The sequence below is a fragment of the Citrobacter sp. HN-141 genome, assembly GCF_033341895.1.
Lineage (GTDB): Bacteria > Pseudomonadota > Gammaproteobacteria > Enterobacterales > Enterobacteriaceae > Citrobacter.
Window position 1 is genome coordinate 35,786 of sequence record NZ_JAWPBF010000006.1, and the last position, 15,469, is coordinate 51,254.

At 51.9% G+C, this 15,469-nt stretch carries 15 protein-coding genes and 1 other annotated feature; of the genes, 11 read left to right on the forward strand and 4 right to left on the reverse strand.

All coding sequences use genetic code 11. The features are described from left to right. The first annotated feature begins 51 nt into the window (after positions 1 to 51). Positions 52 to 1,398, forward strand: a complete 1,347-nt coding sequence (gene creD / locus RYZ59_RS09085; RefSeq protein ID WP_318047615.1) for a cell envelope integrity protein CreD — start codon at positions 52 to 54, stop codon at positions 1,396 to 1,398. A gap of 60 nt (positions 1,399 to 1,458) precedes the next feature. On the opposite strand, the gene arcA is transcribed toward creD, so the two are convergent. Then, complete coding sequence (gene arcA / locus RYZ59_RS09090) at positions 1,459 to 2,175, reverse strand: two-component system response regulator ArcA (protein WP_001194359.1); 717 nt, start codon at positions 2,173 to 2,175, stop codon at positions 1,459 to 1,461. 95 nt (positions 2,176 to 2,270) lie between these two features. On the opposite strand from arcA, the gene yjjY reads away from it, so the two are divergent. The 7 genes from yjjY to RYZ59_RS09125 all read left to right on the forward strand — a co-directional run bounded on the left by yjjY (position 2,271) and on the right by RYZ59_RS09125 (position 9,121). Continuing rightward, the gene (gene yjjY / locus RYZ59_RS09095) at positions 2,271 to 2,411 is read left to right on the forward strand and encodes a protein YjjY (protein ID WP_001541509.1); all 141 of its coding nucleotides are present in this window, start codon (positions 2,271 to 2,273) and stop codon (positions 2,409 to 2,411) included. A gap of 399 nt (positions 2,412 to 2,810) precedes the next feature. Then, positions 2,811 to 3,497 (forward strand): tRNA/rRNA methyltransferase, encoded by a 687-nt coding sequence (locus RYZ59_RS09100; RefSeq protein WP_202039563.1) that lies wholly within the window; start codon positions 2,811 to 2,813, stop codon positions 3,495 to 3,497. 206 nt (positions 3,498 to 3,703) lie between these two features. Further along, positions 3,704 to 3,830: a sequence feature (Thr leader region), on the forward strand. Continuing rightward, on the forward strand, positions 3,709 to 3,774 hold the full coding sequence (gene thrL / locus RYZ59_RS09105; RefSeq protein ID WP_032337689.1) for a thr operon leader peptide: 66 nt from the start codon (positions 3,709 to 3,711) through the stop codon (positions 3,772 to 3,774). Its footprint overlaps the feature before it by 66 nt. A gap of 23 nt (positions 3,831 to 3,853) precedes the next feature. Further along, complete coding sequence (gene thrA / locus RYZ59_RS09110; protein WP_318047613.1) at positions 3,854 to 6,316, forward strand: bifunctional aspartate kinase/homoserine dehydrogenase I; 2,463 nt, start codon at positions 3,854 to 3,856, stop codon at positions 6,314 to 6,316. 1 nt (position 6,317) lies between these two features. Next, positions 6,318 to 7,247 (forward strand): homoserine kinase, encoded by a 930-nt coding sequence (gene thrB / locus RYZ59_RS09115; protein WP_318047611.1) that lies wholly within the window; start codon positions 6,318 to 6,320, stop codon positions 7,245 to 7,247. Between the two features lie 3 nt (positions 7,248 to 7,250). Continuing rightward, entirely contained in the window at positions 7,251 to 8,537 is a 1,287-nt protein-coding gene (gene thrC / locus RYZ59_RS09120) for a threonine synthase (protein WP_318047609.1), read from the forward strand. A gap of 266 nt (positions 8,538 to 8,803) precedes the next feature. Then, positions 8,804 to 9,121 carry a DUF2502 domain-containing protein gene (locus RYZ59_RS09125; RefSeq protein ID WP_318047607.1) on the forward strand — a complete coding sequence of 106 codons (318 nt, stop codon included), beginning with the start codon at positions 8,804 to 8,806 and terminating at the stop codon, positions 9,119 to 9,121. Positions 9,122 to 9,167: 46 nt separating this feature from the next. Here the strand turns inward: RYZ59_RS09125 and yaaA are convergent, their stop codons facing one another. Next, on the reverse strand, positions 9,168 to 9,941 hold the full coding sequence (gene yaaA, locus RYZ59_RS09130; RefSeq protein ID WP_318047605.1) for a peroxide stress protein YaaA: 774 nt from the start codon (positions 9,939 to 9,941) through the stop codon (positions 9,168 to 9,170). A 77-nt stretch (positions 9,942 to 10,018) separates the two neighbouring features. Next, positions 10,019 to 11,449, reverse strand: a complete 1,431-nt coding sequence (locus tag RYZ59_RS09135; protein ID WP_318047604.1) for a sodium:alanine symporter family protein — start codon at positions 11,447 to 11,449, stop codon at positions 10,019 to 10,021. A gap of 274 nt (positions 11,450 to 11,723) precedes the next feature. Here RYZ59_RS09135 and tal point away from each other — a divergent pair, with 274 nt between their 5' ends. The 3 genes from tal (at position 11,724) to RYZ59_RS09150 (ending at position 14,806) form a co-directional block, all read left to right on the forward strand. Beyond that, on the forward strand, positions 11,724 to 12,677 hold the full coding sequence (gene tal / locus RYZ59_RS09140) for a transaldolase (protein ID WP_137383782.1): 954 nt from the start codon (positions 11,724 to 11,726) through the stop codon (positions 12,675 to 12,677). 110 nt (positions 12,678 to 12,787) lie between these two features. Further along, a complete protein-coding gene (gene mog, locus RYZ59_RS09145; protein WP_318047602.1) occupies positions 12,788 to 13,375 on the forward strand; it encodes a molybdopterin adenylyltransferase in 588 nt (195 codons plus the stop codon). A gap of 123 nt (positions 13,376 to 13,498) precedes the next feature. Next, positions 13,499 to 14,806 carry an MFS transporter gene (locus tag RYZ59_RS09150; protein ID WP_318047601.1) on the forward strand — a complete coding sequence of 436 codons (1,308 nt, stop codon included), beginning with the start codon at positions 13,499 to 13,501 and terminating at the stop codon, positions 14,804 to 14,806. A 32-nt stretch (positions 14,807 to 14,838) separates the two neighbouring features. Here the strand turns inward: RYZ59_RS09150 and satP are convergent, their stop codons facing one another. After that, the gene (gene satP / locus RYZ59_RS09155; RefSeq protein ID WP_137383779.1) at positions 14,839 to 15,405 is read right to left on the reverse strand and encodes an acetate uptake transporter; all 567 of its coding nucleotides are present in this window, start codon (positions 15,403 to 15,405) and stop codon (positions 14,839 to 14,841) included. Between the last annotated feature and the right edge of the window lie 64 nt (positions 15,406 to 15,469).

Here is a 15,469-nt window from a genome sequence, read left to right on the forward strand (position 1 = left end):
ATTCCCCGCACATAGCTGTTCTACCTTGCTGATATCGCAAAGGAGAACGCTATGTTTAAATCCCCCCTGTTTTGGAAAATAGTCACCTTAGGTGGCGCTATGCTACTGCTGTTAATTCCACTGACAATGGTCAGGCAGATTATTGTTGAGCGGTCGGACTATCGTAGTGAGGTGGAAGATGCTATCCGACAGAGCACCAGCGGAGCGCAAAAGGTGGTAGGCCCGCTGATTGCCGTCCCGGTGACGGAACTGTATACCGAGCTGGAAGGTGACAAACAGATCCAGCGAAAGCGCAGCTACATCCACTTCTGGTTGCCGGAGTCGCTGGTTGTTGAGGGCAACCAGAACGTTGAAGCGCGTAAGATAGGTATTTATGAAGGACAGGTCTGGCACAACGATTTATCGGTGAAGGCCGGGTTCAATGCTGAACGCCTCAGTGAACTGAACCATCCCAATATCACCATCGGCAAACCTTTTGTGGTGGTTGGGGTGGGCGATGCGCGCGGTATTGGCGTCGTGAAGGCTTCGCAGATCAATGGAACATCGCTGGCGGTCGAACCTGGTACAGGACTGGATGGCCGTGCTCAGGGGATCCACATTCCGCTACCGGATGCCGGCTGGGCGGAAAAAAATCTCAGTGTCGTGTTGTCGCTTAATCTGAGTGGAACCGGTGATTTTTCTGTCGTCCCGGTTGGTCGTAATAGCGAAATGACCGTGACCAGCAACTGGCCACATCCTAACTTCCTCGGTGATTTTCTTCCGGCTAAGCGTGAAGTTAGTGAGTCAGGGTTTAAGGCGCAATGGCAAAGTAGCTGGTTCGCGAATAATCTGGGAGAACGCTTCGGCGATGAGAAGATTGGCTGGCAGGGCATGCCCGCATTTAGCGTTGCCGTGGCTACACCTGCGGATCAGTATCAACTGACAGATCGGGCGACAAAGTATGCCATTTTATTGATTACGCTAACTTTTATGTCTTTCTTTGTACTCGAAAGTATGACCAGCCTGCGTCTGCACCCGATGCAATATCTGCTGGTGGGATTATCACTGGTGATGTTCTATTTGCTGTTGTTGGCGCTGTCGGAGCATGTGGGTTTTACTGCCGCGTGGATTGTCGCCAGCCTGGTTGGCGCGCTGATGAACGGCGTGTATTTACAGGCGATACTACAGGGATGGCGTAACAGTCTGTTTTTTACCGCAGCATTGCTGGGACTGGATGGCGTGATGTGGGTACTGTTGCGTTCGCAGGACAGCGCGTTACTGTTGGGAACGGGGGTACTGTTACTGGCGCTTTGTGGGGTGATGTTCCTGACACGTCATCTTGACTGGCACGCGCTTGCACAGCCAAAGCCCAAAAAGGAGAACGCAACTGAGGACGATGAATTACGGTTGTGGAAATAGGGGCGTAGTGAAATGAAAAACGGCGCATAAAGCGCCGTTTTTATACCAGTCAGGATGATATTAATCCTGCAGGTCGCCGCAAAAACGGTAGCCTTCACCGTGAATGGTAGCGATGATTTCTGGTGTATCCGGCGTGGATTCGAAGTGTTTACGAATACGGCGGATTGTTACGTCAACGGTACGGTCATGCGGCTTCAGTTCGCGGCCGGTCATTTTTTTCAACAGTTCTGCGCGAGACTGGATCTTGCCCGGATTCTCACAGAAGTGAAGCATGGCACGGAATTCGCTGCGTGGCAGTTTATACTGCTCGCCGTCAGGACCAATCAGAGAGCGGCTATTGATGTCCAGCTCCCAACCATTGAACTTGTAGCTTTCGACGCTACGACGCTCTTCGCTCACTGTGCCCAGATTCATGGTACGGGACAGCAGGTTACGAGCACGGATAGTCAGTTCGCGTGGGTTAAACGGCTTGGTGATGTAATCGTCAGCGCCGATTTCGAGGCCGAGAATTTTATCGACTTCGTTATCACGGCCCGTCAGGAACATCAGTGCAACGTTAGCTTGTTCGCGGAGTTCACGCGCTAACAGAAGACCATTTTTACCTGGCAGATTGATATCCATAATCACAAGGTTGATGTCATATTCAGAGAGGATCTGATGCATTTCCGCGCCATCTGTCGCCTCGAATACATCATAGCCTTCCGCTTCGAAAATGCTTTTCAACGTGTTACGTGTTACTAACTCGTCTTCAACGATAAGAATGTGCGGGGTCTGCATGTTTGCTACCTAAATTGCCAACTAAATCGAAACAGGAAGTACAAAAGTCCCTGACCTGCCTGATGCATGTCGTAAATTAACATGATCGGCGTAACATGACTAAAGTACGTAATTGCGTTCTTGATGCACTTTCCATCAACGTCAACAACATCATTAGCTTGGTCGTGGGCACTTTCCCTCTGGACCCGACAGTGTCAAAAACGGCTGTCATCCTAACCATTTTAACAGCAACATAACAGGCTAAGACGTACCGGACACCCAATAAAACTACGCTTCGTTGACATATATCAAGTTCAATTGTAGCACGTTAACAGTTTGATGAAATCAACGTATCCAAATGATAGCTTTCATCACAAAATTGCAATATTACAACTAGTTGCACGCGCTAATTAATAAATGTAATGAATCCAATCTATGAGAACCATTCTAAATCAAATTATCATGGATAAACAGAAGGATATGCAACTTCTGTTAACATAAAAAGCAATAGTACAGGCAGGAAATAGTTTAGCATTTTTTACTGAATGTGAAATGCTTTTTCAGTGATTTCTGTTAAAAATATGTAAATTCGCGCTGCGTAATATGTTGATGCACATCACATAATTATCTGCAGACCGGTCAAGAAGAGTATCAAAATGCGTTTAACAATTATTCTGGTTGCTCCAGCCAGAGCCGAAAATATTGGCGCGGCAGCGCGTGCGATGAAAACCATGGGATTCACACAATTGCGGATCGTTGATAGCGAGGCTCATCTGGAGCCTGCGACGCGATGGGTGGCACATGGTTCAGGGGACATTATTGATAATATTAACGTTTTTTCAACGTTAGCCGATGCGTTGCACGACGTTGATTTTACCATCGCCACCACGGCTCGTAGCCGCGCGAAGTTCCATTATTACGCCACGCCGGTCGAGCTGGTTCCCCTGTTACAGGAAAAATCAACGTGGATGGATCACGCCGCGTTAGTGTTCGGTCGTGAAGATTCAGGCCTGACAAACGAAGAATTGGCGCTAGCGGATGTGCTAACCGGCGTGCCGATGGTGGCTGACTACCCTTCACTGAATTTGGGTCAGGCGGTGATGGTCTATTGCTATCAATTAGCAGGTTTAATACAACAACCGGCAAAAAACATTGAGGTGACGGATGAGCTTCAGTTGCAGGCGTTACGTGCCCGGGTTTTGCAATTATTAGCCACGCTGGACGTTGCGGATGATATCAAGCTCACGGATTGGCTACAGCAGCGGATGGGGTTGTTAGGTCAACGAGATACAGCAATGTTGCACCGTTTTTTACATGATATCGAAAAAAATATTACAAAATAAAATGTCTTATTTGTATTGTTTTTTAGTGTTTTATTCTGACTTCAAGTGGGGTGCGCATGCTGTATTGGTTGAAAATAAAAGGGCAAGCAGTTGCTCGTGAACAAGTTTCGGAATGTGATCAATTTAAAAATTTATTGACTTAGGTCAGCAGATACTTTAACCCTAAAAGAATATAAGACAGGTCATAAATAATTACAGAGCACACAACATCATGAAACGCATCAGCATCACCATTACAACAACCATCACCATTACCACAGGTAACGGTGCGGGCTGACGCGTACAGGAAACACAAGAAAAAGCCCGCACCTAAACAGTGCGGGCTTTTTTTTCGACCAAAGGCAACGAGGTAAACCATGCGAGTGTTGAAGTTCGGCGGTACATCAGTGGCAAATGCAGAGCGCTTTCTGCGAGTTGCCGATATTCTGGAAAGCAATGCCAGGCAGGGGCAGGTCGCGACTGTTCTTTCTGCCCCCGCAAAAATTACCAACCATCTGGTGGCGATGATTGAGAAGACCATCGGTGGTCAGGACGCTTTAGCCAATATCAGTGACGCCGAACGTATTTTCTCAGAGCTTTTGGTTGGTCTCGCCGCCGCGCAGCCGGGCTTTCCGCTGACGCAGCTTAAAGCCTTCGTTGAACAAGAATTTGCCCAAATTAAACATGTCCTGCACGGTATCAGCCTGCTGGGACAGTGCCCGGACAGCATTAACGCCGCGCTTATTTGCCGTGGCGAAAAAATGTCGATCGCTATCATGGCAGGCCTGCTGGAAGCGCGTGGGCATCACGTTACCGTTATCGATCCAGTTGAGAAACTACTGGCGGTAGGCCATTACCTCGAATCTACCGTTGATATCACCGAATCTACGCGTCGCATCGCAGCCAGCCGTATTCCAGCAGATCATATGATTTTGATGGCAGGCTTTACTGCCGGGAATGAAAAAGGTGAGTTGGTGGTGTTGGGGCGCAATGGCTCTGACTACTCTGCCGCTGTGCTGGCTGCCTGTTTACGCGCGGACTGTTGTGAGATCTGGACCGATGTTGACGGTGTATATACCTGCGATCCACGTCAGGTACCCGACGCCCGACTGCTGAAGTCGATGTCTTATCAGGAAGCGATGGAGCTTTCTTACTTCGGCGCCAAAGTGCTGCACCCGCGCACCATTACCCCTATTGCCCAGTTCCAGATCCCGTGCCTGATTAAAAATACCGGCAATCCACAAGCGCCCGGTACGCTGATCGGTGCCAGCAGTGATGACGATGATTTGCCGGTAAAAGGTATTTCTAACCTCAATAACATGGCGATGTTTAGCGTTTCCGGCCCTGGAATGAAAGGCATGGTGGGCATGGCGGCGCGCGTTTTTGCCGCAATGTCGCGTGCGGGCATCTCGGTAGTGCTGATCACCCAATCCTCTTCTGAGTACAGCATCAGCTTCTGCGTCCCGCAGGGCGACTGCGCGCGTGCGCAACGTGCCATGCAGGATGAGTTCTACCTCGAGCTGAAAGAAGGGCTGCTGGAGCCACTGGCGGTGACCGAACGCCTGGCGATCATCTCAGTGGTTGGTGACGGCATGCGCACGCTGCGCGGTATCTCGGCGAAGTTCTTTGCCGCGCTGGCTCGTGCGAACATCAATATTGTAGCGATCGCCCAGGGCTCGTCTGAGCGTTCTATTTCGGTGGTGGTGAATAACGATGACGCGACCACCGGCGTACGCGTGACCCATCAAATGCTGTTCAACACCGATCAGGTGATTGAAGTGTTTGTGATTGGCGTAGGCGGCGTTGGCGGTGCGCTGCTGGAGCAGCTTAAACGTCAGCAAACCTGGCTCAAAAAGAAACATATCGATCTGCGCGTGTGTGGCGTGGCGAACTCGAAGGCGCTGCTGACCAACGTCCACGGTCTGAATCTGGAAAACTGGCAATCGGAACTGGAGTGCGCAAAAGAGCCTTTCAACCTCGGTCGTTTGATCCGTCTGGTAAAAGAATACCATCTGCTTAACCCGGTGATCGTCGACTGTACGTCAAGCCAGGCGGTAGCAGACCAGTATGCCGACTTCCTGCGTGAAGGCTTCCATGTGGTTACGCCGAACAAAAAGGCCAACACGTCGTCGATGGATTACTACCATCAGCTGCGTTTCGCAGCCGCGAAATCCCGGCGTAAATTCCTGTACGACACCAACGTGGGCGCAGGATTACCGGTTATTGAGAACCTGCAAAACCTGCTTAGCGCGGGTGATGAGCTACAGCGTTTCTCCGGTATCCTCTCCGGTTCGCTGTCGTTTATTTTCGGCAAACTGGATGAAGGGATGAGCTTCTCGCAGGCCACCACGCTGGCGCGGGAACTGGGTTACACCGAACCCGATCCGCGTGACGATCTCTCTGGTACGGATGTGGCGCGTAAGCTGCTGATCCTGGCCCGTGAAACCGGTCGTGAGCTGGAGCTTTCTGACATCGTCATTGAGCCGGTTCTGCCAAAAGAATTTGATGATTCTGGTGATGTTTCCGCGTTTATGACGAATTTGTCGCAACTGGACGACGAGTTTGCCGCCCGTGTCGCGAAAGCCCGTGATGAGGGTAAAGTATTACGCTATGTTGGCAATATCGAAGAAAACGGCGTCTGCCGGGTGAAAATCGCTGAAGTTGATGGTAACGATCCGCTGTTCAAAGTGAAAAACGGTGAAAACGCGCTGGCGTTCTACAGCCATTACTATCAGCCATTACCGCTGGTGCTGCGCGGATATGGTGCGGGTAATGATGTCACCGCGGCAGGTGTATTTGCCGATCTTCTTCGCACCCTTTCATGGAAGTTAGGAGTCTGACATGGTGAGAGTTTATGCCCCGGCTTCCAGTGCCAATATGAGCGTCGGGTTTGATGTGCTTGGCGCGGCGGTCACCCCCGTAGATGGTTCACTGTTGGGTGACGTGGTCTCGGTTGAGGCGGCTGACCAGTTCAGCCTGAACAACCTCGGGCGCTTTGCGAATAAGCTGCCGTCAGCGCCGCGGGAAAATATCGTCTACCAGTGCTGGGAGCGTTTTTGTCAGGAACTGGGTAAAACCGTTCCAGTGGCGATGACGCTGGAAAAAAATATGCCGATTGGTTCCGGTTTAGGCTCCAGCGCCTGTTCCGTGGTGGCCGCACTGGTGGCGATGAACGAATATTGCGGTAAACCGCTCAACGATACGCGCTTGTTGGCAATTATGGGTGAATTGGAAGGGCGTATCTCCGGCAGTATTCACTACGATAATGTCGCCCCGTGCTTTTTGGGCGGCATGCAGTTAATGATCGAAGAAAACGGAATTATCAGCCAGCAGGTGCCAGGCTTTGATGAGTGGCTGTGGGTACTGGCGTATCCAGGCATTAAAGTGTCGACAGCGGAAGCGCGGGCGATTTTACCTGCGCAGTATCGTCGTCAGGACTGTATTGCCCACGGGCGGCATCTGGCTGGGTTTATCCACGCCTGCTATTCCCGTCAGCCGGGTCTTGCCGCGAAGCTGATGAAAGATGTTATTGCTGAGCCGTACCGTACCCGCTTGCTGCCCGGCTTTAGTCAGGCGCGTCAGGCGGTAGCGGAAATCGGCGCGCTGGCCAGCGGCATTTCCGGATCAGGGCCGACGCTGTTCGCCTTATGCGATAAGCCGGATACGGCACAGCGCGTAGCAGACTGGCTGGGTAAAAATTACCTGCAAAATCAGGAAGGCTTTGTTCATATTTGCCGGCTGGATACGGCGGGCGCACGGGTACTGGGATAATCAATGAAACTCTATAATCTGAAAGATCACAACGAACAGGTCAGCTTTGCGCAGGCCGTCACGCAAGGGCTTGGCAAGAATCAGGGATTGTTTTTTCCGCACGATCTGCCGGAATTTAATCTGACAGAAGTGGATGAGATGCTGAATCAGGACTTCGTTAGCCGCAGCGCGAAGATCCTTTCCGCATTCATTGGCACGGAGATCCCACAAGAGATCCTGGAAGAGCGCGTGCGTGCGGCGTTTGCCTTCCCGGCACCGGTCGCTCAGGTCGAAGGTGATGTCGGCTGTCTGGAGCTGTTCCATGGTCCGACACTGGCGTTTAAAGACTTTGGCGGGCGCTTTATGGCGCAAATGCTAACGCACATCAGCGGCGACAAACCGGTGACTATCCTGACCGCGACATCCGGAGACACCGGGGCGGCGGTTGCACATGCTTTTTATGGCCTGAAAAATGTGCGCGTGGTGATCCTCTACCCAAATGGCAAGATCAGCCCATTACAGGAAAAGCTGTTCTGTACGCTGGGCGGCAATATTGAAACTGTGGCGATTGATGGCGATTTTGATGCCTGCCAGGCGCTGGTGAAACAGGCGTTTGATGATGAAGAGCTGAAGGCGGCTTTGGGGCTGAATTCCGCTAACTCCATCAACATCAGCCGTCTGCTGGCGCAAATCTGTTACTACTTTGAGGCTGTGGCCCAACTGCCGCAAGAGGCGCGTAATCAACTGGTTATTTCTGTTCCCAGCGGTAACTTTGGCGATCTGACCGCGGGTCTGCTGGCGAAATCACTGGGTTTACCGGTGAAGCGCTTTATTGCGGCAACTAACGTCAACGATACGGTTCCACGCTTTCTTGCCGAAGGCGAGTGGGCGCCGAAAGCGACTCAGGCAACCTTATCGAACGCCATGGACGTCAGCCAGCCAAACAACTGGCCGCGTGTGGAGGAACTGTTCCGCCGTAAAATATGGCGCCTGAATGAGTTGGGCTATGCAGCTGTGGATGATGCAACGACGCAGGACACCATGCGTGAGCTGCAGCAGAAAGGTTATACCTCAGAACCACATGCTGCGGTGGCGTATCGTGCACTGCGTGACCAGTTGAATCCGGGCGAATATGGCCTGTTCCTTGGCACCGCACATCCGGCGAAATTTAGAGAAAGCGTTGAACAGATTCTGAATGTCACGCTGGATCTACCAAAAGAGCTGGCTGAACGTGCAGATTTACCGCTGCTCTCTCACCATCTGCCTGCTGATTTTGCCGCGCTGCGTCAACTGATGATGACCCGCAGTTAATTGTTGTGCCCGGTGACGCTCTGCTTACCGGGCCGACGACACCTGTTATCCGGTAACAGGTAGGCGATGCTGCTAACAATCTGAGTCGGGTTTTACCCGGCTTTTTTTATGGAGAAAATAAGGAGAAAATAGGTAGCGAAAAAGGAGAAATTCCCAATAAATGCGCTAACTTAGAGATTAGGATTGCGGAGGATAATAACGTTCATTCCCTTCACGTAATCTCCTTTTATCGACCCGATAAGGGCAATGATAAAATGGAGTCACCAATGAAAAAATTCAAACCTGTGCTTCTTGCGCTTTCTATGATGCTGGTTGCTCCCCTTGCCGTGCAGGCGGCTGAAATTACTCTGGTACCGGCGGTTAAATTACAGATTGGCGATCGTGACAGCCGGGGTAACTACTGGGATGGCGGGAACTGGCGCGATCACGGTTGGTGGGGAAAACACTATGAGTGGCGGGATCATCGCTGGCAACCTCACGGACCGCGTCCGCAGCCACACAACAATCGTTATGATGATCATCATAACGATCGACATGACGATCGCCGCGACGACCACCGTCCGGGATCGAACGGGCACCATTAAGTTTGTGCTGTCGGATAAGGTGCCTCCTTATCCGACATGTGCTGCATTATTGCTCGTGACGCTTAAACACCAGTTCTCCACTCCCTGATGCCTCTTCATCAAAGAAATAGCCGTCGCTGTTAAACGCGGTCAGTTGCTCAGGCTTCGTCAGACGATGTTGAATAATGTAGCGACTCATCAGGCCGCGGGCTTTTTTGGCATAGAAGCTGATGACTTTGAATTTGCCGTTCTTCTCATCAAGGAATACCGGTTTGATCAGTTCTGCGTTCAGCTTTTTCGGCTTCACGGATTTAAAATACTCGTCTGAGGCGAGGTTTATCACCACGTTATCACCTTGTGCTTCCAGCGCTTCGTTAAGCTTATCGGTGATAGTCTCTCCCCAGAACTGGTAGAGATCTTTACCCTTCGCATTAGCCAGACGAATGCCCATCTCCAGACGGTAAGGCTGCATCAAATCCAACGGACGCAAAACACCGTATAGCCCGGACAACATCCGTAAATGCTGTTGAGCGAAATCGAAATCCGCTTCGCTGAAGGTTTCCGCCTGTAATCCGGTGTACACGTCACCTTTGAACGCCAGAATGGCCTGACGCGCATTGTCCGGTGTGAAGTCTGGCTGCCAATCATGGAAACGGGTCGCGTTCAGATCGGCAAGCTTATCGCTAATTCCCATCAGCTTGCCGATCTGCGGCGCAGAGAGTTGACGCGCCACGTGGATTAACTGTTGGGAGTGGTCCAGCAGTTCAGGCAGCGTATGACGTGTGGTTGCCAGCGGACTTTGGTAGTCGAGCGTTTTTGCAGGTGAAATCAGAATCAGCATATCCAGTCCTTGCAGGAAATTTACTGCGACTTTAGCAAAAAAAACGACAGAATTGATCGATGGTTGTGATTGCCGCGCTATTCGCGCGGCGTCTCATTCCAGCTATCCGGCGCAAGCTGTTGTCTGATCTCAGGATAACGGCGCGGATCAAATTCCGGGCGCACACCGAGTTTGCGCTGACGCAGATAGTCGCTGGCAAGGGTATGAACAACCGGGGAGAGCAGCAGAATCGCCGTCAGGTTCGTTATCGCCATACAGGCCATGATGATGTCGGCGAGCTGCCAGACCAGCGGGAAGCTGACTACGGTGCCTGCGATCACGGTACTGACGGTAGCAATACGCAACAGCCAGACAACCCGGATATTGTCCAGACGTAAAAAGACCAGGTTGTTTTCCGCATAAATGTAGTTAGCGACGATAGAGCTGAAGGCAAACAGAATCACAATAAATGCGACAAACCCAGCTCCCCATTCGCCGGTCAGTGAGACCATGGCCTTCTGCATCAACTGGATGCCTTCCATTGGAATATAGGTCGTGCCATTCCCCGCCAGAAGAATAATCATGGCGCTGGCCGTACAGATAATCAGCGTATCACCTAACACACCGATCATTTGCACAATGCCTTGCGCCGCGGGATGCGGTGGCCAGGAGGCAGCCGAAGCTGCTGCGTTAGGTGTTGAGCCCATTCCCGCTTCATTAGAGAACATACCGCGTTGAAAACCGCTGGCAATGGCCTGACTCAGCGTATAACCGGCTGCGCCGGCAGCAGCTTCCTGCCACCCTAAAGCACTTTTTACGATGTTGACGATGATCTCGGGGATCTGCCCGATATGCCAAAGACAGATAGTAAGGCTGCAACCGACCCACAGTAGCGCCATGATCGGCACAAACCATTGCATCAGACGAGCAACACCTTTAATACCGCCAATGATCACCAGGAATGACAGTATCGCCAAAGTGATGCCGGAAGCGAGGGGAGGGATGTCGAACGCAAATGCCAATGCGCGGGAGACAGAGTTTGCCTGCACGCTGTTAAAAATCAGGCCGTATGCGATGAGCAAAAAGAGGGCAAAGAGTACGCCCATCCAGCGCATACCCAAGCCGCGTGCCATATACCATGCTGGCCCGCCGCGGTACTGCCCCTTACTATCGCGTTCTTTATACAGTTGCGCGAGTGAGCACTCGGCAAAGGAGGTCGCCATGCCAATGATCGCTGAGACCCACATCCAGAAGACGGCCCCTGCGCCACCCGCGGCGATCGCCAGGGCAACCCCAGCGAGGTTTCCGCTGCCAATACGAGCTGCGAGACTGGTACACAATGCCTGAAACGAGGTTAAGCCACCCGGTTGCGGGCTGAGGCTGTTTTTAAGACTTTTGCCAAAATGGCGAATGTAGCGAAACTGAACAAACCCGGTACGCCAGGTGAACCAACATCCTGCGCCAAGCAGGAGGTAGATCATCACCGATCCCCAGAGTATTTCATTAATAAACGAGAAAAAATCAGGCATTAACATCCCTCTTGTTGATGCCGGTACGCGCTAATATTCCCATGTAAGCGCTACCAATTATCGAACAGTATATACCTTGTCAGGAGATTGATTGCGGGAGTTTACCATAACAATGGGTATAACCCTTAATTGCGCATCAGGGGCTTTAAGATGCGTAATCGGGAATGAGCAGTGAGTTGGACAATCCCGGCGGTTGCGCTGAGAGTGCGTCGTGCTATCATCAGGGAAGATCGGTTACATCCCCCTAACAAGCTGTTTAAAGAGAATCGCTATCATGACGGACAAATTGACCTCCCTTCGTCAGTTCACCACAGTAGTGGCCGACACCGGAGACATCGCGGCAATGAAGCTGTATCAGCCTCAGGATGCCACAACTAACCCTTCTCTCATTCTTAACGCAGCGCAGATCCCGGAATACCGCAAGCTGATCGATGACGCTGTGGCATGGGCTAAGCAGCAGAGCGACGATCGTGCTCAGCAGATCGTCGATGCGACGGACAAACTGGCGGTAAATATCGGTCTGGAGATCCTGAAACTGGTCCCGGGTCGTATCTCTACTGAAGTTGATGCTCGCCTGTCCTACGACACCGACGCGTCTATCGCGAAAGCAAAACGTCTGATCAAACTGTACAACGATGCTGGCATCAGCAACGATCGCATTCTGATCAAACTGGCTTCTACCTGGCAGGGTATCCGTGCCGCTGAGCAGCTGGAAAAAGAAGGTATCAACTGTAACCTGACTCTGCTGTTCTCCTTCGCGCAGGCGCGTGCATGTGCTGAAGCTGGCGTATACCTGATTTCTCCGTTTGTTGGCCGTATTCTTGACTGGTACAAAGCCAATACTGACAAGAAAGAGTACGCACCGGCAGAAGATCCGGGTGTGGTTTCCGTAACGGAAATTTACGAGTACTACAAACAGCACGGTTACGAAACCGTCGTCATGGGCGCAAGCTTCCGTAACATCGGCGAAATCATTGAGCTGGCGGGCTGCGATCGTCTGACGATTGCTCCGGCACTGCTGAAAGAGCTGGCGGAAAGCGAAGGCGCTATCGAACGTAAACTGTCCTTCTCTGGCGAAGTGAAAGCGCGTCCTGCACGCATCACTGAAGCTGAGTTCCTGTGGCAGCACAACCAGGATCCTATGGCTGTAGACAAACTGGCGGACGGTATCCGTAAGTTTGCTGTAGACCAGGGTAAACTGGAAAAAATGATCGGCGATCTGCTGTAATCATTAGCGCGTGGCCCTGACGGGGGTCACGCTACCTCTTCTGAAACCTGTCTGTCCTTCCCTTCGCAGTGTATCATTCTGTTTAACGAGACTGTTTAAACGGAATAATCATGAATACTTTACGCATTGGCCTGGTTTCCATTTCCGATCGCGCCTCCAGTGGCGTTTACCAGGATAAAGGTATCCCGGCCCTTGAAGCGTGGCTGGCGTCTGCCCTTACAACTCCTTTTGAACTGCAAACGCGGTTGATCCCGGATGAGCAGGTAATCATCGAGCAAACGTTATGCGAGCTGGTGGATGAAATGAGCTGTCATCTGGTGCTGACGACCGGTGGTACCGGTCCGGCACGTCGCGATGTGACGCCTGATGCCACACTGGCTGTTGCCGACCGTCAAATGCCTGGGTTTGGTGAGCAAATGCGCCAGATTAGTCTGCACTTTGTGCCAACGGCTATTCTCTCCCGACAGGTTGGGGTCATTCGCAAGCAGGCGCTGATCCTGAACCTGCCTGGGCAGCCGAAATCGATCAAAGAAACGCTGGAAGGCGTAAAAGATACTGACGGTAAGGTTATCGTGCCGGGTATTTTTGCAAGTGTACCGTATTGTATACAGCTGTTGGATGGACCATATGTGGAAACCACACCGGCTGTCGTAGCATCTTTTCGCCCTAAAAGTGCAATTCGCGATACAAACGCCTGAAAGTAGTCTATTCGTGATATAAATAGCAATCACGGTGGAGTATTGAATTGTTTACGGTATAGTAATTTTTGATTTACACATATCGCCAGAACGTTCAATGACTCCACTGACTCATGGTTTGCTATGTCACAACACTCTCGACCGCTGAATCGCCAGGATTATAAAACCCTAACGCTTGCTGCCCTCGGTGGGGCGTTGGAGTTTTATGATTTCATTATTTTTGTCTTCTTTGCCGCCGTCGTTGGCGAACTCTTCTTCCCCGCCGACATCCCGGAATGGCTACGTCAGGTGCAAACCTTCGGTATTTTTGCCGCAGGCTATCTGGCCCGTCCGCTGGGCGGCATCATCATGGCGCACTTTGGCGATCTGGTCGGGCGCAAGAAAATGTTCACCCTGAGCATTTTGCTGATGGCGATACCGACGCTGGCAATTGGTTTGCTACCCACTTACGCCTCAATGGGGATCGTTGCGCCGCTGCTGTTACTACTGATGCGCATTTTGCAAGGCGCAGCCATTGGGGGCGAAGTACCGGGTGCGTGGGTGTTCGTGGCGGAGCACGTACCGGAGCGCCGCATCGGCATTGCCTGTGGCACGCTGACCGCCGGGCTGACGGTGGGAATTCTGCTGGGGTCGGTGGTTGCGACGCTGGTGAACACCAGCCTGACGCAGCAGGCGGTGCATGACTATGGCTGGCGTATCCCTTTCCTGCTGGGGGGCGCGTTTGGGCTGGTGGCGATGTATCTGCGCCGTTGGCTGCAGGAAACGCCTATCTTCCTTGAAATGCAGCAGCGTAAGGCGCTGGCGCAGGAACTGCCGGTGAAGTCGGTGGTGAGCAAGCATAAAAAAGCGGTGGTTATTTCAATGCTGCTGACCTGGCTGTTATCGGCCGGGATTGTGGTGGTGATCCTGATGTCGCCAGTCTGGTTGCAGAAGCAGTATGGCTTTGCACCCGCGCTAACGTTGCAGGCGAACAGTGTTGCCACCATTATGCTGTGTATTGGCTGTCTGCTGGCCGGATTGATTGTCGACAGAGTCGGCGCCAGCAAAACCTTCATTATCGGTAGCTTACTGTTGGCCTGTTCCAGTTGGTTCTTTTATCACCTGACCGGTAGCCACCCTGAACATCTGTTCCTGTTGTACGGACTGGTGGGGTTGTGTGTTGGTGTGGTGGGGGCTGTTCCTTATGTCATGGTGCGGGCGTTTCCAGCAGAAGTGCGCTTTACCGGCATCTCCTTTTCCTACAACGTTTCCTATGCCATTTTTGGTGGTCTGACGCCAATCGCCGTGACGATGTTAATGAGCGTGTCGCCAATGGCTCCGGCCTGGTATGTGCTGGCGTTATCGCTGGTGGGATTAGGTCTGGGGATTTGGCTGCGACAGGATATTTATCATCGCGATGCGAGCGCGCGGGGGGCGTTACAGCGCTTGTAAGTATATCCCCCCGAAAGGGGGGATAACGTCGATTAGTGCGCTTCACCAATCGGCAGGATGGTACGACCAAACTGTTCGTTCAGTACTTCACCCATCGCCAGGTAAACGGCGCTTGCGCCACACACCAGGCCAACCCAACCTGCAACGTGGATAATGGCTTCATTACCGACAATGTTGCCAACGGCCAGCAGCGCGAACAGCACCGTCAGGCTCAGGAAGACAAACTGTAATGCGCGGGCGGCTTTCAACGTTCCGAAGAACATGAACAGAGTGAACACACCCCACAGACCCAGGTATACGCCCAGAAACTGACCATTTGTTGCCTCTGCCAGGCCCATTTTCGGCATGATCAGGATCGCAACCAGCGTCAGCCAGAACGAACCGTAGGAGGTAAAGGCGGTTAAACCGAAGGTATTGCCTTTTTTATATTCCAGCAGGCCGGCAAAAATTTGCGCGATACCGCCGTAGAAAATTCCCATCGCCAGAATAATAACGTCAAAGGCGAAGAAACCCGCGTTGTGCAGGTTAAGCAGAATGGTGGTCATGCCAAAGCCCATCAGGCCCAGCGGTGCCGGATTAGCCAACTTAGTGTTGCCCATAATTCCTCAAAATCATCATTGATTGAATGGTGAAATAGTTTCCCCGAATAACGATCACAGTCTT